Origin of the sequence: Pseudomonas sp. BCRC 81390 (assembly GCF_030341915.1) — a bacterium.
Taxonomy (GTDB): Bacteria; Pseudomonadota; Gammaproteobacteria; order Pseudomonadales; family Pseudomonadaceae; genus Aquipseudomonas.
In genome coordinates this window covers 79,237-95,812 of sequence record NZ_JATAAG010000013.1, presented here as the reverse complement: position 1 = coordinate 95,812, position 16,576 = coordinate 79,237, and the positions used below count along the sequence as shown (strand labels likewise).

General features: G+C 63.0%; 17 protein-coding genes and 1 tRNA gene. 9 read left to right on the top strand and 9 right to left on the bottom strand.

Annotated features, from left to right (window positions below; translation table 11 throughout):
- The first annotated feature begins 82 nt into the window (after positions 1 to 82).
- Both QSV36_RS07045 and QSV36_RS07040 read left to right on the top strand, forming a co-directional pair.
- Positions 83 to 159, top strand: a tRNA-Arg gene (locus tag QSV36_RS07045).
- A 216-nt stretch (positions 160 to 375) separates the two neighbouring features.
- Positions 376 to 1,374, top strand: coding sequence for a sensor domain-containing diguanylate cyclase (locus tag QSV36_RS07040; protein WP_289130969.1), 999 nt, complete (start codon positions 376 to 378; stop codon positions 1,372 to 1,374).
- A gap of 109 nt (positions 1,375 to 1,483) precedes the next feature.
- On the opposite strand, the gene lpdA is transcribed toward QSV36_RS07040, so the two are convergent.
- Genes lpdA through QSV36_RS07020 form a run of 4 tightly spaced genes read right to left on the bottom strand, consistent with a single transcriptional unit; the run spans position 1,484 to position 6,430 of the window.
- A complete protein-coding gene (gene lpdA, locus QSV36_RS07035) occupies positions 1,484 to 2,863 on the bottom strand; it encodes a dihydrolipoyl dehydrogenase (protein ID WP_289130968.1) in 1,380 nt (459 codons plus the stop codon).
- A gap of 2 nt (positions 2,864 to 2,865) precedes the next feature.
- Complete coding sequence (locus tag QSV36_RS07030; protein WP_289130967.1) at positions 2,866 to 4,137, bottom strand: dihydrolipoamide acetyltransferase family protein; 1,272 nt, start codon at positions 4,135 to 4,137, stop codon at positions 2,866 to 2,868.
- Positions 4,138 to 5,196 carry an alpha-ketoacid dehydrogenase subunit beta gene (locus QSV36_RS07025; protein ID WP_170031188.1) on the bottom strand — a complete coding sequence of 353 codons (1,059 nt, stop codon included), beginning with the start codon at positions 5,194 to 5,196 and terminating at the stop codon, positions 4,138 to 4,140. It lies immediately after the preceding gene.
- A gap of 1 nt (position 5,197) precedes the next feature.
- Positions 5,198 to 6,430, bottom strand: coding sequence for a 3-methyl-2-oxobutanoate dehydrogenase (2-methylpropanoyl-transferring) subunit alpha (locus QSV36_RS07020; protein WP_289130966.1), 1,233 nt, complete (start codon positions 6,428 to 6,430; stop codon positions 5,198 to 5,200).
- 198 nt (positions 6,431 to 6,628) lie between these two features.
- Between QSV36_RS07020 and bkdR the strand changes: the two genes are divergently transcribed.
- On the top strand, positions 6,629 to 7,114 hold the full coding sequence (gene bkdR / locus QSV36_RS07015) for a Bkd operon transcriptional regulator BkdR (RefSeq protein ID WP_186688672.1): 486 nt from the start codon (positions 6,629 to 6,631) through the stop codon (positions 7,112 to 7,114).
- A gap of 78 nt (positions 7,115 to 7,192) precedes the next feature.
- On the opposite strand, the gene QSV36_RS07010 is transcribed toward bkdR, so the two are convergent.
- Complete coding sequence (locus QSV36_RS07010; RefSeq protein WP_289130965.1) at positions 7,193 to 7,762, bottom strand: hypothetical protein; 570 nt, start codon at positions 7,760 to 7,762, stop codon at positions 7,193 to 7,195.
- Positions 7,763 to 8,084: 322 nt separating this feature from the next.
- On the opposite strand from QSV36_RS07010, the gene QSV36_RS07005 reads away from it, so the two are divergent.
- Together QSV36_RS07005 and QSV36_RS07000 are read left to right on the top strand one after the other, a co-directional pair.
- Positions 8,085 to 9,326 carry a glutamine synthetase family protein gene (locus QSV36_RS07005; RefSeq protein WP_289131181.1) on the top strand — a complete coding sequence of 414 codons (1,242 nt, stop codon included), beginning with the start codon at positions 8,085 to 8,087 and terminating at the stop codon, positions 9,324 to 9,326.
- Positions 9,327 to 9,453: 127 nt separating this feature from the next.
- Positions 9,454 to 10,794 (top strand): MFS transporter, encoded by a 1,341-nt coding sequence (locus QSV36_RS07000; protein ID WP_289130964.1) that lies wholly within the window; start codon positions 9,454 to 9,456, stop codon positions 10,792 to 10,794.
- 166 nt (positions 10,795 to 10,960) lie between these two features.
- Here the strand turns inward: QSV36_RS07000 and QSV36_RS06995 are convergent, their stop codons facing one another.
- The 4 genes from QSV36_RS06995 to flgA all read right to left on the bottom strand — a co-directional run bounded on the left by QSV36_RS06995 (position 10,961) and on the right by flgA (position 13,525).
- Positions 10,961 to 11,704 (bottom strand): flagellar brake protein, encoded by a 744-nt coding sequence (locus tag QSV36_RS06995; protein WP_289130963.1) that lies wholly within the window; start codon positions 11,702 to 11,704, stop codon positions 10,961 to 10,963.
- A gap of 81 nt (positions 11,705 to 11,785) precedes the next feature.
- Positions 11,786 to 12,253, bottom strand: a complete 468-nt coding sequence (locus tag QSV36_RS06990) for a flagella synthesis protein FlgN (RefSeq protein ID WP_289130962.1) — start codon at positions 12,251 to 12,253, stop codon at positions 11,786 to 11,788.
- 49 nt (positions 12,254 to 12,302) lie between these two features.
- On the bottom strand, positions 12,303 to 12,611 hold the full coding sequence (flgM, locus tag QSV36_RS06985; RefSeq protein ID WP_225778710.1) for a flagellar biosynthesis anti-sigma factor FlgM: 309 nt from the start codon (positions 12,609 to 12,611) through the stop codon (positions 12,303 to 12,305).
- 161 nt (positions 12,612 to 12,772) lie between these two features.
- Positions 12,773 to 13,525: a flagellar basal body P-ring formation chaperone FlgA gene (gene flgA, locus QSV36_RS06980; RefSeq protein WP_289130961.1), complete on the bottom strand. Its 753-nt coding sequence runs from the start codon at positions 13,523 to 13,525 to the stop codon at positions 12,773 to 12,775.
- A gap of 77 nt (positions 13,526 to 13,602) precedes the next feature.
- On the opposite strand from flgA, the gene QSV36_RS06975 reads away from it, so the two are divergent.
- From QSV36_RS06975 to flgC, 4 genes are all read left to right on the top strand, one after another.
- A complete protein-coding gene (locus tag QSV36_RS06975; RefSeq protein WP_170031172.1) occupies positions 13,603 to 14,532 on the top strand; it encodes a chemotaxis protein CheV in 930 nt (309 codons plus the stop codon).
- Positions 14,533 to 14,583: 51 nt separating this feature from the next.
- Positions 14,584 to 15,411 (top strand): protein-glutamate O-methyltransferase CheR, encoded by an 828-nt coding sequence (gene cheR / locus QSV36_RS06970; protein WP_289130960.1) that lies wholly within the window; start codon positions 14,584 to 14,586, stop codon positions 15,409 to 15,411.
- 303 nt (positions 15,412 to 15,714) lie between these two features.
- Positions 15,715 to 16,122: a flagellar basal body rod protein FlgB gene (flgB, locus tag QSV36_RS06965; RefSeq protein ID WP_225778706.1), complete on the top strand. Its 408-nt coding sequence runs from the start codon at positions 15,715 to 15,717 to the stop codon at positions 16,120 to 16,122.
- A gap of 2 nt (positions 16,123 to 16,124) precedes the next feature.
- The gene (gene flgC / locus QSV36_RS06960; RefSeq protein WP_085623112.1) at positions 16,125 to 16,568 is read left to right on the top strand and encodes a flagellar basal body rod protein FlgC; all 444 of its coding nucleotides are present in this window, start codon (positions 16,125 to 16,127) and stop codon (positions 16,566 to 16,568) included.
- Positions 16,569 to 16,576: the final 8 nt, after the last annotated feature.

Here is a 16,576-nt window from a genome sequence, read left to right as displayed (position 1 = left end):
CCTGGTTGAGGCATGACAAACGCCAGCATGCTGGTTAACATGCTGGCCGTCCCGCTGTGCAGCGCTCGCTGCCGGTGCCAGCGTCTCAGTAGCTCAATTGGATAGAGCATCCCCCTCCTAAGGGGAAGGTTGCAGGTTCAATTCCTGCCTGGGACGCCATTTCACCTTCCCCCTTTCCATGTCTCCAGGCCCGACTTCGGCTGAGTTGGCACGCCAGTTGTCAATATCGAAAAAATGAGCCTGGCCGCTATTCCGATGGCGGCACGCTGGGCATATGCTTGCCCGTCAGGAAATGATCTTGCCACCTGCGGCATTTACCACCTTGTCGGCAGCCCCTTGATCGGAGCGCAGTTGCTGGGCATCAGGGAGAGGGCCATGAGTCAGCAAACCGCGCCGGTACCTGCCGGCTTCAGTGACCAGCAACTGCATACCTTGTTCGATCTGATCAGCGACGGTATCTGGGACTGGAATGCCAACACCGGCTACGTCTACCGCAACCCCGGCTGGTACGCCATGCTCGGCTACCCCAGCCATTCGCTGGCCAATTCGGTGCTCACCTGGGAAAGCGTGATTCACCCGGAAGACTACCCTCGGGTAATGGCGCATTTCGAGGCATACCTCAACCAGCGCAACGAGCGTTATCTGGTTGAATACCGCTGCCGCTGTCACGACGGCAGCTACCTGTGGGTCGAAGACAGTGGCTACATCATTGCCCGTAACGAAGATGGCTCGGTGGCGCGCATGCTTGGCGCCCACCGCAACATCGATGCCGGCAAGCGCCTGGTGGCGCAGCTGGAGCAGAAGAATCTGTCGCTGGAAGGCCTGGTGGCCGAACGCACCCGCGAGCTGTCCTGGGTGAACGAGCAGTTGCAGCGCCAGTTGGAGGAAAACCGCGAGTTGGCAGAGCGCGATGCGTTGACGCGCATTGCCAACCGTTATCGGCTGGAGAAGGCCTTGAACCGGGAATGCGAGCGCGCGCAGCGTTTCCGCCAGCCATTGGCGCTGATTGCCATGGACCTGGACGACTTCAAGCCGATCAATGACCGCTACGGCCATGCTCAGGGCGATGCGGCACTGGTGCGGGTGGCCGACAGCCTGCGCACCTGCCTGCGTGAGCCGGACGTGCTGGCGCGTCTGGGCGGTGACGAGTTCATCCTGGTGCTGCCGCAGACCTCGCTGGATGAAGCGCTGGAGGTGGCGGCGCGATTGCGCCAGGTGATGGCTGCGGTGGAGCCGGTGGGCGAGTGCCGGCTGACCATGAGCTATGGCGTGGTGCAATGGCAGCCGGGGGAAGACCAGCATGCCCTGCTGACGCGTGCCGACCAGGCGTTGTACCGGGCCAAGGATGCCGGCAAGAACGCCATAGCCGGCTAGGCAGGCGCTCCCGCACCGACCGCGCCGGGCTCCGGATTGTCGCCAGGATGAAAAAGGGCCCGCGGCGCTTTGGGCGCAGCGGGCCAAGTCGGCCTTGGCCGCTTCAGTATCAGATGTGCAGGGCGTGGCCCAGGGCGCGCAGCGCCGCTTCCTGTACTGCTTCGCCCAGCGTCGGGTGGGCATGGATGGTACCGGCCACATCTTCCAGGCAGGCGCCCATCTCCAGCGACTGGGCAAACGCCGTCGACAGCTCGGATACTGCCACGCCAACGGCCTGCCAACCGAGGATCAGGTGGTTGTCACGGCGCGCTACCACACGCACGAAACCGCTTTTCGCTTCCAGGCTCATGGCCCGGCCGTTGGCGGCGAACGGGAACTGCGCGACGATGCAGTCCAGCCCTTGCTGGCTGGCCTGTTCCGGGGTCTTGCCGACCACCACCACTTCCGGGTCGGTGAAGCACACCGCAGCAATCGCGCTGGGCTCGAAGCGGCGGGCCTTGCCGGCAATGATCTCGGCGACCATCTCGCCCTGGGCCATGGCCCGGTGCGCCAGCATCGGTTCGCCCGCCACGTCGCCGATGGCCCAGACATTACGCATGCTGGTCTGGCAGCGCTCGTCGATGGCGATCGCCGCGCCGTTCATCTTCAGGTCCAGGCATTCCAGGTTGAAGCCTTGCGTGCGCGGTCGGCGGCCGACGGCCACCAGCACCTGGTCGGCCTCCAGGCGCAGTTGCCCGCCCTGGCCATCCCGGGCCAGCAGGCAGCCACCTTCGTAGCCTTCAACGCTATGGCCCAGGTGCAACGCGATGCCCAGCTTCTTCAGCGACTCGGCAACCGGTGCAGTCAATTCGCTGTCGTAGGTTGGCAGGATACGCTCACGCGCTTCCACCACGCTGACCCGTACGCCCAGCTTGCGGTAGGCAATGCCCAGTTCCAGGCCGATATAGCCACCGCCTACCACCACCAGGTGCTGCGGCAGGGTTTTCGGTGCCAGGGCCTCGGTCGAGGAAATGATCGGCCCGCCCAGCGGCAGCATCGGCAGTTCGACGCTGCTGGAGCCGGTGGCCAGCAGCAGGTGCTCGCACTGGATACGCTGGCCATCGACCTCCACCTGCTTGCCGTCGAGGATCTTCGCCCAGCCATGGATCACCTTGACGCCGTGCTTCTTCAGCAGGGCGGCCACACCCGTGGTCAGGCGGTCGACGATGCCGTCCTTCCAGGCCACGCTCTGGCCGATGTCCAGGCGTGGCGATGTGACGCTGATGCCCAGTTCCGAAGGCCCGGCGAAGCGTGAGGTCTGGTGAAACTGTTCAGCTACATGAATCAACGCCTTGGACGGGATGCAGCCGATGTTCAGGCAGGTACCGCCCAACGCCTGGCCTTCCACCAGCACGGTGGGGATGCCCAGTTGCCCGGCGCGGATGGCAGCCACGTAGCCGCCAGGGCCGCCGCCGATGATCAACAGGGTAGTCTGGATAGTCTGTTGCATGCTCACTCCACGAACAGGCAGGCGGGTTGTTCGAGCAGGCCGCGCACGGCCTGGATGAACAGCGCGGCGTCCATGCCATCGACCACGCGGTGGTCGAACGAGCTGGACAGGTTCATCATCTTGCGCACGACGATCTGGCCGTCGATCACCACCGGCCGCTCGACCATGCGGTTGACGCCGACAATCGCCACTTCCGGGGTGTTCACCACCGGCGTGCTGACGATGCCGCCGAGGGCGCCCAGGCTGGTCAGGGTGATGGTCGAACCGGACAGTTCCTCGCGGCTGGCCTTGTTGTTGCGCGCAGCGTTGGCCAGGCGCGCAATCTCGCTGGCATTGGCCCACAGGCTGCCCGCTTCGGCATGGCGCAATACCGGGACCATCAGGCCGTTGTCGCCTTGGGTGGCAATGCCCACATGCACCGCGCCATGGCGGGTGATGACCTGGGCTTCGTCGTCATAGGTGGCGTTGATCTGCGGGAAGTCGCGCAGTGCCACGACCAGCGCGCGCACCAGGAACGGCAGCAGGGTCAGCTTGCCACGGCTGTCGCCATGCTTGCTGTTGAGTTGCTGGCGCAGGGCTTCCAGCGCGGTGACGTCGATTTCTTCCACATAGCTGAAGTGCGCGACGCGGCGCTTGGCGTCCTGCATGCGCTGGGCGATCTTGCGGCGCAGGCCGATCACCGGCACCTGTTCGCTGTCGGTGCGCTTGGCATAGCCATTCGGCGCTTGCCCGGCAGCGCTCTGCGGCTTGCTCATGAAGGCATCGAGGTCTTCGTGCAGAATGCGCCCGGCCGGGCCGCTGCCATGCACATAACGCAGTTCGATACCGGCATCCAGGGCGCGCTTGCGCACTGCCGGCGAGGCCAGCGGCTTGTCGCCTGGCTGGCGCGGCACGATCGGGGCTGCCTCGTGATGGACAGGCGCCTGGTACGCTGCCGGCCTGGTTTCCTGCTGCGGTTCCGGCTTGCTGCACACCGGGGCGGCGGGGGCTTCGAGCGGTTTTGCCTGTGGCACATCCACATGGTTGCCACTACCTTCCACCTCGATGCGGATCAGCTCGCTGCCGACCGCCATCACTTCGCCCGGCTGGCCGCCCAGGGCCAGCACCTTGCCGCTGACCGGCGAGGGAATTTCCACCGTGGCCTTGTCGGTCATGACGTCGGCCACCACCTGGTCCTCGGTGATCATGTCACCGACTTTCACGAACCATTCCACCAACTCGACCTGCGCGATGCCTTCGCCAATGTCCGGCATCTTGATGACGTGCGTGCCCATTCAGACCTCCATGACCTTTTTCAATGCCGCACCTACCCGCGATGGCCCTGGGAAGTAGGCCCATTCCTGCGCGTGAGGGTAGGGGGTGTCCCAACCGGTGACGCGCTCGATCGGCGCCTCCAGGTGGTGGAAGCAGTGTTCCTGCACCAGCGACACCAGTTCGGCACCGAAGCCACAGGTGCGGGTGGCCTCGTGTACCACCACGCAGCGGCCAGTCTTCTTGACCGACTCGACGATGGTATCGAGGTCCAGCGGCCACAGGCTGCGCAGGTCGATCACTTCGGCATCGACGCCGGTTTCTTCGGCGGCCACCTGGGCCACGTATACCGTGGTGCCATAGGTCAGCACGGTCACGTCGTTGCCGGGGCGGGTAATGGCGGCCTTGTCCAGCGGCACGCTGTAGTAACCATCGGGCACGGCGCTTTGCGGGTGTTTCGACCAAGGGGTGACAGGGCGGTCGTGGTGGCCGTCGAACGGGCCGTTGTACAGGCGCTTGGGCTCGAGGAAGATGACCGGATCGTCGCATTCGATCGAGGCGATCAGCAGGCCTTTGGCGTCATAGGGGTTGGACGGCATCACGGTGCGCAGGCCGCACACCTGGGTGAACATCGCTTCAGGGCTCTGGCTGTGGGTCTGGCCGCCATAGATACCGCCACCGCAGGGCATGCGCAGGGTCAGCGGGGCGATGAACTCGCCGGCCGAACGGTAACGCAGGCGCGCCATTTCCGAGACGATCTGGTCGGAGGCCGGGTAGAAATAGTCGGCGAACTGGATTTCCACCACCGGGCGCAGGCCGTAGGCACCCATGCCCACGGCGGTGCCGACGATACCGCTCTCGGAGATCGGCGCGTCGAACACGCGGGACTTGCCGTACTTGTTCTGCAGCCCTTCGGTGCAGCGGAACACCCCGCCGAAATAACCGACATCCTGGCCGTAGATCACCACATTGTCGTCGCGCTCGAGCATGACATCCATGGCCGAGCGCAGGGCCTGGATCATGGTCATGGTAGTGGTGGCCATGGCGGTTTCCGGTTTGATGCTGTTGTTATGGTCGTTCATCTCAAACCCCCAGTTCCTGGCGCTGGCGGCGCAGGTGGTCGGGCATTTCCTTGTACACGTCCTCGAACATCGAGGCGGCACTCGGGATATGGCCGTTGGCCAGGGTGCCGTACTGCTCGGCTTCTTTCTGCGCAGCTATGACTGCGGCTTCGAGTTCGGCAGTGGTGGCCTGGTGTTCTTCCTCGGACCAGTGGCCGATCTTGATCAGGTGCTGCTTCAGGCGGGCGATCGGGTCACCCAGCGGGAAGTGGCTCCAGTCATCGGCAGGGCGGTACTTGGACGGGTCGTCCGAGGTCGAGTGCGGGCCGGCGCGGTAGGTGACCCACTCGATCAGGCTCGGGCCCAGGCCACGGCGGGCGCGCTCGGCGGCCCAGCGCGAGGCGGCGTAGACAGCGACGAAGTCGTTGCCGTCAACCCGCAGCGAGGCGATGCCGCAGCCTACGCCACGGCCGGCAAAGGTGGTCGACTCGCCACCGGCAATGGCCTGGAAGGTGGAGATCGCCCACTGGTTGTTGACCACGTTGAGGATCACCGGGGCGCGGTATACGTGGGCGAAGGTCAGGGCGGTGTGGAAGTCCGATTCGGCAGTGGCGCCGTCGCCGATCCATGCCGAGGCGATCTTGGTGTCGCCTTTGATCGCCGAGGCCATGGCCCAGCCGACCGCCTGCACGAACTGAGTCGCCAGGTTGCCGCTGATGGTGAAGAAGCCGGCATCGCGCACCGAGTACATGATCGGCAGTTGGCGGCCCTTGAGCGGGTCGCGTTCGTTGGACAGCAACTGGCAGATCATGTCGACCAGCGATACGTCGCGGGCCATCAGGATGCTTTGCTGGCGGTAGGTAGGGAAGCACATGTCGGAGCGGTGCAGCGCCAGGGCCTGGGCGCTGCCGATGGCTTCTTCACCCAGGCTCTGCATGTAGAAAGACATTTTCTTCTGGCGCTGGGCAACCACCATGCGGCTGTCGAAGATCCGTGTCTTGAGCATGGCGCGCATGCCCTGACGAAGGACTTGCGGGTCGATGTCTTCAGCCCATGGGCCTTGCGCGTTGCCTTGCTCATCGAGCACGCGGATCAGGCTGTAGGAAAGATCGGCGGTGTCGGCAGCGTCGACATCGACAGGTGGTTTACGGACTTGGCCTGCATCGTTCAGGCGCAGGTAGGAAAAATCGGTCTGGCAGCCTGGCCGGCCGGTAGGCTCGGGCACATGCAAACGCAGGGGGGCGTACTCGTTCATGCTTTTTACGCTCGCTCGGGTATTTGTTTTTGTGAGCTCTGAAGCGGCCGCCGCTGAGTACCGGCTTGTGACTGGTAAGTCAGCGTCCCCTACATCTTAGTGGTCCCGCAGGAGAATTTTTCTCTCATGTTGGTTGCCTTTGCCAGGCAGGGGAGATAAACATTCCGCATAAACACAAAAAACCGGTGATTTTGTCTCATGCGCAAACTCGATCGTACCGATATCGGCATTCTCAACAGCCTGCAGGAAAACGCCCGCATCACCAACGCCGAACTGGCACGCTCGGTGAACCTGTCGCCGACGCCCTGTTTCAACCGGGTGCGGGCCATGGAAGAACTGGGGGTGATCCGCCAGCAGGTGACGTTGCTGTCGCCCGAGGTGTTGGGGCTGGACGTCAACGTGTTCATCCATGTGAGCCTGGAAAAGCAGGTAGAGCAGGCGTTGCACCGCTTCGAGGAAGAAATTGCCGAACGGCCCGAGGTGATGGAGTGCTACCTGATGACCGGTGACCCGGACTACCTGCTGCGCGTGCTGTTGCCCAGTATCCAGGCGCTGGAGCGGTTTCTCGATTACCTGACGCGGTTGCCGGGGGTGGCGAACATCCGTTCCAGCTTTGCCTTGAAACAGGTTCGCTACAAGACAGCTCTGCCATTGCCCGCCAATGGTCTGACGCTACGCGAGTAGCAGGGGGCGCTGATATTTGCTGAGCGGCACGCAAGTGCGATGCCGTCAGCAATCATCAGGCCCAAGGCGATGCGCGTGTCAGTCCAGCTGAATGTTGCGCAGCCGGAACTTCAGCACCTCGCCCGGCAGCTCGCCGGCATTGAGGAAATGGCCGTAACTGAGGGCGAAGGTATCCACTGGCGGCCGGGTGTGCGCTACCCGATGTCCGTACTTGTCGCGCAGGTAAAAGGCAATGCTTTCGGCGCTCTGCAGCTCGCCATCCCAAGGCGACAGCGTTTGTATCTTCCAGTATTGCCTGGCACTGAACAGGTTCACCGGGTTCACGCTGTCGATAACCCTTCCGAGCACATGTGTTCCATAGAGCCCCAGCCACCCATCGCTGTTGCGTTCGAGTCGCGCGCCCGCGTAATCCCAGTGTTCAGCGCTGCTGATGTAGTAATGCGTACGCTTTTCGTCATGCTTGATGAACGAAAAATGGAATCGCACCGGTTTGAACTCGTTTCGCCCATCACGGCTACGCGCAGCCTCGGTGCTCAACCAACCGTCCTCGTCGGCACTGGTGAAAGGGTGCGTGGAAAACGATGTGTCTGCGATGACGACCTGGCCATGGCGGCAATGCAGTTCCGCAGTGAAATTGGCGTGAATCATGAAAGCTCCAGCTCGAAGGAATGAGCTGCCACCCTAAGCCGGCGATCGCTGGAAAAGCGTCTGGAAGCGCTTGCTTAAGGCCTGGTTGTTTCTGCCAGCCCCGGCTGGGCACCTGCATGTGCGGTGGTGGTCGGCCGCGGGTGCGACAAGCAATGTGCTTGATATTTTAAACACCCGCAGCCAATGTGGGTGCCAGCCTGTTACAACAAGGACAAGCGTCATGAGTACCGCCTCCCACCACTCGGCTGCCGAACGCCTTCAAGGCATCGAGCAGATCGAATGCGTCACCCCCGACCTCAATGGCGTTCCGCGCGGCAAGGTGATGACCGCTGCGGGCTTTCGCGAAGGCCGTCGCCTGCAGATGGCCCGGGGGGTACTGTTGCAATGCATCATGGGTGGCTACCCGCCGGCCAGGTACTATGGCAGTGACGATGGCGACCTGGTGCTGGTGGCCGACCCCAGCCAGGTCCACCGCCTGCCGTGGAGCGACGATGGCCACGCCCTGGCCATTTGCGATGCCAACGAACTGGACGGTCGGCCTTCGGCATTGTCCACTCGCGGCCAGCTCAAGGCAGTGCTCGCCCGCTATGCAGCGCTGGGTCTGGCGCCAGTGGTGGCGACCGAGCTTGAATTCTTCGTCTTCGCGCCCAACCCCGATCCGCAGCAGCCGTTCCAGCCACCGATCGGCAGCGATGGCCGCCGCGAACTTGGCCATTCGGCATTCAGTGTCAGTTCCAGCAACGGCCTGCGGCCGTTCTTCAAGGAGGTTGACCAGTGCATGGTCGCGCTGGGCCTGCCGCGTGACACCTTCATGCACGAAATGGGCGTCAGCCAGTTCGAGATCAACCTGCTGCACGGCGACCCGCTGCTGCTGGCCGACCAGACCATGCTGTTCAAGCACCTGCTCAAGGAGGTGGCGCTCAAGCACGGCCTGACCGTGGTGTGCATGGCCAAGCCGCTGGCGCGCACGCCGGGCAGTTCCATGCATATTCACCAGAGCCTGGTGGAAGTGGCCAGCGGGCGTAACGTGTTCAGCGATGAGCAAGGCCTGCCGAGCGAGACCTTCCAGCACTTCATCGCTGGCCTGCAGGCGTGCATGGCCGACTTCACCGCGCTGTTCGCGCCCAACGTCAATTCCTACCAGCGTCTGTGTCACCCCTACGCTTCGCCGAACAATGCCTGCTGGTCCGAAGACAACCGCGCCGCAGGCCTGCGCATTCCGGCCAGCGCACCGGCAGCGCGGCGGGTGGAAAACCGCCTGCCCGGCGCCGATGCCAACCCGTACCTGGCCATCGCCGCCAGCCTGGCCGCCGGGCTGCATGGCATCCAGCAGCGCCTGCAACCAGCGCCAGCTATCCAGGGCGAGTTCGAGGTGCCGGAGCACCTGGCCCTGCCGTGCACCTTGCATGCCGCACTGGAGCGGCTCAAGCGCAGTGCGTTGGCGCGGGAACTGTTCGGCAGCGAGTTCATCGAAGGCTACATTGCCAGCAAAGCACTGGAGCTGGCTGATTTCCTCGATGAGATCACCCCGTGGGAACGCCGCGTGCTGGCGGCACAGGCCTGAGCGCGACACAACCTGCTCCGGGTACGCCCTTCGCGCCCTGAATCGCTAACGGGGGGCCTGCATCCGAACTTGTTTGCCCTTATGCTGCTAGTACCCCGCCACCTGATCAGGGAGCTTCACGGGACGTATGCGAAATATATGGAAGCCGTTTCAGTCGTTGTATTTCGCCGCGCTGATGATGTTGATCGGCTCGGGCCTGCTCAGTACCTACCTGGCCTTGCGCCTGGCGGCTGACCATGTCGACAGTTTGTGGGTAGGTGCGTTGATGGCGGCCAACTACTTTGGCCTGGCGGTCGGCGGCAAGGTCGGCCACCGCCTGATTGGCCGGGTTGGGCACATCCGTGCCTATGCCACCTGCGCCGGTATTGTCGGCGCGGCAGTGCTCGGCCACGGCCTGACCAACTGGTTGCCGGCCTGGGTCGGGCTGCGGATGATCGTCGGCCTGGGCATGATGTGCCAGTACATGGTCATCGAAAGCTGGCTCAACGAACAGGCCGATGTGAAGCACCGCGGCGCGGTCTTCAGCGGCTACATGATCGCTTCGTACCTGGGGTTGGTGCTCGGCCAACTGATCCTGGTGGTGCACCCGCAGTTGGGCCCCGAACTGCTGATGCTGGTGGCCATGTGTTTCGCCCTGTGCCTGGTGCCGGTGGCAATGACCCGGCGTATCCACCCGGCGCCCTTGCGCCCGGCACCGATGGAGCCGAAGTTCTTCCTCAAGCGGGTGCCGCAGTCGCTCAGCACGGTGCTGGGCTCGGGCCTGATCGTCGGTTCGTTCTATGGCCTGGCGCCTTTGTATGCTTCGAGCCAGGGGCTGAGCACCGAGCAGATCGGCCTGTTCATGGGTAGCTGCATATTCGCCGGCCTGCTGGTGCAGTGGCCGCTGGGCTGGCTGTCGGACCGTTACGACCGGGCGGTACTGATCCGTAGCGTGGCAGTGGGCCTGGCGCTGGCTTCGGCGCCGCTGGCGATATTGCCCAGCGTGCCGCTGGAGTTGCTGTTTGGCGTGGGCTTCCTGATCTCGTTGCTGCAGTTCTGCCTGTATCCCCTGGCGGTGGCGTTTTCCAACGACCATGTGGAGAGCGAGCGGCGGGTGTCGCTGACCGCGATGCTGCTGGTGACCTATGGCGTGGGCGCGTGCATCGGCCCGTTGGCGGCGGGTGTACTGATGAAGGTGCTGGGGGCGCAGATGCTGTACGCCTTCTTCGTGTTCTTCGCGCTGGTACTGGTATGGCGCATCCGGCCTAAAGCGGTGACCGGGCTGCACCAGGTGCAGGACGCGCCGTTGGGCCACGTGGCGATGCCGGCGGCCGGTTCGCCGTTGTCGGCGGCACTCGACCCACGGGTGGATGAGCAGACCGTGCAGGACGTGATGCAGGCACCGGTGGCCGCGGAGGACACCGAGGCGGAAGAGAAGGGGACCGGGCAACCGGCGGCTGAGCCGCAAGAGGTCAGCAAGTCGGTGTAAGCCTGTGCCGGCCTCTTCGCGGGCATGCCCGCTCCCACAAGGACCGCATCAAGCCTGAGGGCTGCGCCTTCCCGGTGGGAGCGGGCGCGCCCGCGAAGAGGCCGGCACTGTAAGAACACAAATGAAAACGCCACCTCGAAAGGTGGCGTTGTCTTGCAGCCGACGATCAATAGTCGTCCTTGTCGAACCGCCGCGCTTCACGCTGCAACTGGTACACGAAGCTTTCGACCTTGCGCTGCGCCTGGCCGCTGAGGTTATGGAAGCGCACGCCGGCGAACGTGGTATTGATCCGCTCTTCATAATGCAGGTGGCGCAGCTCGACCATGGTATCGACCAGGCCCAGTGGGTTGCCTGCCTTGAAGCGCTCGTATACCTGACCCAGTTGCAGGCGATCCTCGACATTGCCGTCGAAGCGCAGTTTGCAGCCGGTGGCAGAAATATCCAGCAGCTTGCCGCGCAGGGCGCCATTGCCCTTGAGGTGGGCGCCATCGAGGATGATGTCGACCAGCTGCGACAGTTTCAGCGCTGCGCGGAAAGCATTGCGGCGTTGGTGATAGGTCATTTCCAGGGGCATGGCGCCGCGGTAGCAGCGGTGGCCATCGACCTCGCTGATCCGCAGCGCGTGGTTGCACTCCCAGGCAATGCGCACGCCATCGTGAAAACCTTCGACGCGGAAGTGCTCGCCGTTCTCGATGTACTTCTCACCGTCGCGGGGGATCATTTCGTCCAGCGCCAGAGTATTGCTCTCACGGTCCACATGCACCACATAGCTCTGGAAGCGCTGGCTGCGGTCATGGAAGGTGATGATCAGAGGGTCATGGCTTTCCTGCAGCTGCCGCAAGTTGGCCGCAATCTCCAAAGGGGTGTTCAGTACCTTTGGCGGCTGCGGGGCATCGGATTCATTGAACACGGCTTTATGATTCTCCAGGCAAAAGCGACACACGCAATTAACGGCATTTTGCCAGTATGTTCCGTGCCTTGATAGAAAAAATCAAACCTGGCTGAGCGCCCGTGGCTTGACCAGCGGCGACGTGCTGCCGCGGCTGTCGTAGAGCGACGGCGAGTCGCCACCCATGAGGATGCGGATCTGGTTGTTGGTGACGTTTTGCTGCACCTGGATGATCCGCCCGTTGGTCTCGTTGAGCTGCTGGCAGGCTTGCATCAACTGGCTGATGACGTCGAGTTGCTGCAGCAGCAGTTCACCGTTCGGTGATTGTGCCGCCACCGCCTCCACCCCGGCGCGATTGGCGCTCAGGCCCAGGCTGGTGAGCAGGTTGTTGCGCCGCGTGCCTTGCTGCTCCAGCAGCACGATCAAGGACTGCTTGCGGGCCAGGATGGTTTCCAGCAGCGCCATGTCACGCCCATGCAGAGCAACGGCCTCCTTCTGCAAGAGGTCGAGCAATTCCTGCATCGGTGCGATGTCGTCTTCGATCAGTTGCAGCAAGGTGGTGTCGTGCATGGCTAACTCTTGGCTGTTTGGGCGTCCGTGAAGTCAGCGCGCCGAACGGTCAGCGCTGGGCTTCGAAATCGAGCAGTTTGCTGGCGACCCGGCCTGCATCGACCTGGTAGCTGCCGTCGGCGATCGCCTGTTTCAACTGGGCCACACGGGCGCTGTTGACCACCGGCTCGTCGCGCAGCTTGTCGCTGATCTTCTGCAACTGCTGTGCCTCCTGGCTGAGGTGTACCGCTTCTCCGCTGGCGCTGGTGGTGGCTTCCTGGCTGGCTGCCGGTTTTTCGGCGCTGCCGGATGCGCTGTTGCCGCGCACGCCGCCCGTAACGGACGGAGAATTATTTACACGACTGAAGTCGATGACCATGATCAGAAACCTCTGGGTATTTGGACGCTTGCCTTGTTTTCGGCCAATCCGAAAGAAACTTTAGGCACAAATGCGTAGCCGCCTGTCGGCAAGCTTGCGAACCCGTTTTCTGACACAGTTTAAGAGCAGCGGTTCCTCACCGCCAGCGCAATGTCGGCTGGCTACATGCTCACCTCGACCTGGCCCGGGCCGGTGACCCTGGCCTTGACCACCCGTTTGGAATTGAGGTTACGCACCCGGATCTGCTCGCTCAGGCCACCCTTGCCCAGCGCTTCGCCGGGCATGCGTACGCTCAGGCTGCCGCTGCGGGCGATGATCACCACGTGGTCGCCCTTGCGCACCACCTCGGCCTGTTCCAGGTGCTGCGGGGTGAGCACCTGGTCGATCACCGTGGGGCGCAGCATCTTCATGCCGACCGCTTGCTCCAGTTCGGTCAGGAAGCCTTGCCCCAGGGTGCCGACATCGCGCTCGCGCAGGGCCACGTCGCCTTCGCCCACCACGTTGTCGCGCTTCAGCGGGCGGGTCGCCACCACTACTTCGCGGAACAGCCGCACGGTGGCCGGTACGAACACGGTCCACGGCGCTGCGCTGTCGCAACGCACCTTCACCGTAACCCGGCCCAGCGGTTGCGCCGGGCTTTCCAGCGAGGCGTCCAGCTGCTGGCTGCACAGCGGCATGCGCAGGCGTGGGTCCAGCGGGTTGACCTGGATTTCGTAGCGGCCGGCGGTCTGGGTGGTGGCCAGGTAATCTTCCACGCTGAATTCAAGAAACCCTTGGGTGACACCGATAAGCTGTTCAGGCAAGGTAAACGCGTCCGCTACCGTGCGAACGCCAGGCGTCAGCAGGCACAGCACGGTCAGCGAGCCAGTCAGCAGGCGCGTCAATCGTCGGAAAAATGTCGTTTTCGTGTACATGACGCTCAAAAAAGCAAAGCCCGTGCCGACTTGCTAGGTGAGTGGCACCGAAAGGCTCAAAGGTAGAGGAGACTGGCATGGCAGGTGTTATGGATTCGGTCAACCAGCGCACGCAGCTGGTCGGGCAGAACCGCCTGGAATTGCTGCTGTTCCGCCTCAATGGCGAACAGCTATACGGCATCAACGTGTTCAAGGTCAGGGAAGTGCTGCAATGCCCTGCACTGACCTTGCTGCCCAAGGCGCACCCGGTGGTGCGCGGCGTTGCCAACATTCGCGGGGCGACCATCCCGATCCTCGACCTGTCGATGGCCACCGGGCTGCGGCCGCTGCAGGAAGACACGCGCAACAGCTTCGTGATCATTACCGAGTACAACACCAAGACCCAGGGCTTCCTGGTGCATTCGGTGGAACGTATCGTCAACATGAACTGGGAAGAAATCCATCCGCCACCCAAGGGCACCGGCCGCGACCACTACCTGACCGCAGTCACCCGGGTGGACAACCGCATGGTCGAGATCATCGACGTGGAGAAGGTGCTGGCCGAAGTGGCGCCATCGTCCGAGTCGGTGTCGGCCGGGGTTGTCGATGCCGAGGTGCAGGACAAGGCCGTGCTGCTGCGGGTGCTCACCGTCGACGATTCGTCGGTGGCGCGCAAGCAGGTCAGCCGCTGCCTGCAGACGGTAGGGGTCGAGGTGGTGGCGCTCAATGACGGTCGCCAGGCCCTGAACTACCTGCGTCAGCTGGTGGACGAGGGCAAGAAGCCGGAAGAAGAGTTCCTGATGATGATCTCGGACATTGAAATGCCGGAAATGGATGGCTACACGCTGACCGCGGAGATCCGCAGTGATCCACGCATGCAAAAACTGCATATCTGCCTGCATACTTCGCTTTCCGGGGTGTTCAACCAGGCAATGGTGAAGAAAGTCGGGGCGGATGACTTCCTGGCCAAGTTCAAGCCGGACGACCTTGCCCAGCGGGTGGTCGACCGGATCAAGGCAGCACATTGAAAGCGCCGGGGGCAAGCCCCCGGCACCAGTGATTGAAAAGAGGCGGCAGAAGTGTCTACGGGTAATTTGGATTTCGAACAGTTCCGGGTCTTCCTGGAGAAAGCCTGTGGCATCCTGCTGGGGGATAACAAGCAGTACCTGGTTTCCAGCCGTCTCAACAAGCTGATGGAACAACAGGGCATCAAGAACCTGGGTGAGCTGGTACAGCGCATCCAGGCCCAGCCGCGAGGTGGCTTGCGCGAGCAGGTGGTCGATGCCATGACCACCAACGAGACCCTGTGGTTTCGCGACACCTACCCGTTCGAAGTGCTGAAGAACAAGGTGATTCCGGAGTTCATCCGCAACAACCCCGGGCAGCGCCTGCGCATGTGGTCGGCGGCCTGTTCATCGGGGCAGGAGCCGTACTCCATCTCGATGGCCATCGACGAGTTCGAACGCAGCAACCTGGGGCAGTTGAAGATGGGCGCGCAGATCGTCGCCACCGATTTGTCCGGCAGCATGCTGACCAACTGCAAGACTGGCGAGTACGACAGCCTGGCGATTGCCCGCGGCTTGTCCCAGGAGCGCCTGCAGCGCTACTTCGATACCAAGGGGCCGGGGCGCTGGGCGGTCAAGCCGGCGATTCGCAGCCGTGTCGAGTTCCGCTCGTTCAACCTGCTCGACAGCTATGCCAGCCTGGGCAAGTTCGACGTGGTGTTCTGCCGTAACGTGCTGATCTACTTCTCGGCGCAGGTGAAGAAGGACATCCTGATGCGCATCCATGGCACCCTGAAACCGGGTGGCTACCTGTTCCTTGGCGCTTCCGAGGCGCTGAACGGACTGCCGGACCATTACCAGATGGTGCAGTGCAGCCCGGGGATCATCTACCAGGCCAAGTAAGCACAGAAGGCCGGCAGCGAAAGTTGCCGGCCTTTTTGTTTGTCTGCTCTGGCCGCTTCGCGGGCGCGTCGGCGAGAAGCCAGCGCAGGAAAAGCTGACGTCAATTTTTTGTTTTGCCGCTTTTGCCGCCTGGCAATTGCCGCTTTCGCCGCTCCGGGCGGAAGGCCTTTGCCGCTTTTCTGGCATCACTCTGACAGCACTTCGCCGTGGAAGCCCGTATTTGCAGGCTTTCAGTTGGTTGGCACAGCCCTTGCTATAGCTTGGCCAACGATATTCCGGTCAACCTTCGAAGGTTTCCCCGACATGAGCATCAGTTTCGACAAGGCGCTTGGCATCCATGAAAAGGCCCTGGGCTTCCGCGCCCAGCGCGCCGAAGTGCTGGCCAACAACATCGCCAACGCCGACACGCCCAACTACAAGGCGCGCGACATGGACTTCGCTTCGGTGCTCGCCGCCGAAAGCGACAAGCAGCAGAGCGGCCGTTTCAGCCTCGACCGCACCAACAGCCGGCACATCGAGGCCGAAGGCCTGGCCATGGCCGACGATACCCTGAAGTACCGCACCCCGCTGCAGCCGTCGATCGACCAGAACACCGTGGACGCGCAGATCGAGCAATCGAACTACACCGAAAACGCGGTCGGCTTCCAGGCCAGCTTCACCTTGCTCAACAGTAAATTCAAAGGGCTGGTATCGGCCCTGCGGGGAGAATGACCATGTCCCTTTCCAGTGTCTTCAACATTGCCGGTAGCGGCATGAGTGCGCAGAACACGCGCCTGAACACCGTTGCTTCGAACATTGCCAACGCCGAGACCGTTTCCTCGAGCATCGACCAGACCTACCGCGCTCGCCACCCGGTGTTCGCCACGACCTTCCAGGATGCCCAGGCCGGCAGCAGCCAGTCGCTGTTCGAAGACCAGGGCGAAGCCGGGCAAGGCGTGCAGGTAAAAGGCATCGTCGAGGACCAGAGCAACCTCGAAGCCCGCTACGAGCCGAACCACCCGGCGGCGAACAAGGACGGCTATGTCTACTACCCGAACGTCAACGTGGTCGAGGAAATGGCCGACATGATTTCCGCCAGCCGGGCGTTCCAGACCAACGCCGAGCTGATGAACACGGCCAAGAGCATGATGCAGAAGGTCCTGACCCTGGGTCAGTGATAAGGAAA

Excerpts from the sequence above, each read along its gene's own strand:
- QSV36_RS07040 (WP_289130969.1), top strand. The coding sequence starts at position 376 with ATGAGTCAGCAAACCGCGCCGGTACCTGCCGGCTTCAGTGACCAGCAA.
- lpdA (WP_289130968.1), bottom strand. The coding sequence starts at position 2,863 with ATGCAACAGACTATCCAGACTACCCTGTTGATCATCGGCGGCGGCCCT.
- QSV36_RS07030 (WP_289130967.1), bottom strand. The coding sequence starts at position 4,137 with ATGGGCACGCACGTCATCAAGATGCCGGACATTGGCGAAGGCATCGCG.
- QSV36_RS07025 (WP_170031188.1), bottom strand. The coding sequence starts at position 5,196 with ATGAACGACCATAACAACAGCATCAAACCGGAAACCGCCATGGCCACC.
- QSV36_RS07020 (WP_289130966.1), bottom strand. The coding sequence starts at position 6,430 with ATGAACGAGTACGCCCCCCTGCGTTTGCATGTGCCCGAGCCTACCGGC.
- bkdR (WP_186688672.1), top strand. The coding sequence starts at position 6,629 with ATGCGCAAACTCGATCGTACCGATATCGGCATTCTCAACAGCCTGCAG.
- QSV36_RS07010 (WP_289130965.1), bottom strand. The coding sequence starts at position 7,762 with ATGATTCACGCCAATTTCACTGCGGAACTGCATTGCCGCCATGGCCAG.
- QSV36_RS07005 (WP_289131181.1), top strand. The coding sequence starts at position 8,085 with ATGACCGCTGCGGGCTTTCGCGAAGGCCGTCGCCTGCAGATGGCCCGG.
- QSV36_RS07000 (WP_289130964.1), top strand. The coding sequence starts at position 9,454 with ATGCGAAATATATGGAAGCCGTTTCAGTCGTTGTATTTCGCCGCGCTG.
- QSV36_RS06990 (WP_289130962.1), bottom strand. The coding sequence starts at position 12,253 with ATGCACGACACCACCTTGCTGCAACTGATCGAAGACGACATCGCACCG.
- flgM (WP_225778710.1), bottom strand. The coding sequence starts at position 12,611 with ATGGTCATCGACTTCAGTCGTGTAAATAATTCTCCGTCCGTTACGGGC.
- flgA (WP_289130961.1), bottom strand. The coding sequence starts at position 13,525 with ATGTACACGAAAACGACATTTTTCCGACGATTGACGCGCCTGCTGACT.
- QSV36_RS06975 (WP_170031172.1), top strand. The coding sequence starts at position 13,603 with ATGGCAGGTGTTATGGATTCGGTCAACCAGCGCACGCAGCTGGTCGGG.
- flgB (WP_225778706.1), top strand. The coding sequence starts at position 15,715 with ATGAGCATCAGTTTCGACAAGGCGCTTGGCATCCATGAAAAGGCCCTG.
- flgC (WP_085623112.1), top strand. The coding sequence starts at position 16,125 with ATGTCCCTTTCCAGTGTCTTCAACATTGCCGGTAGCGGCATGAGTGCG.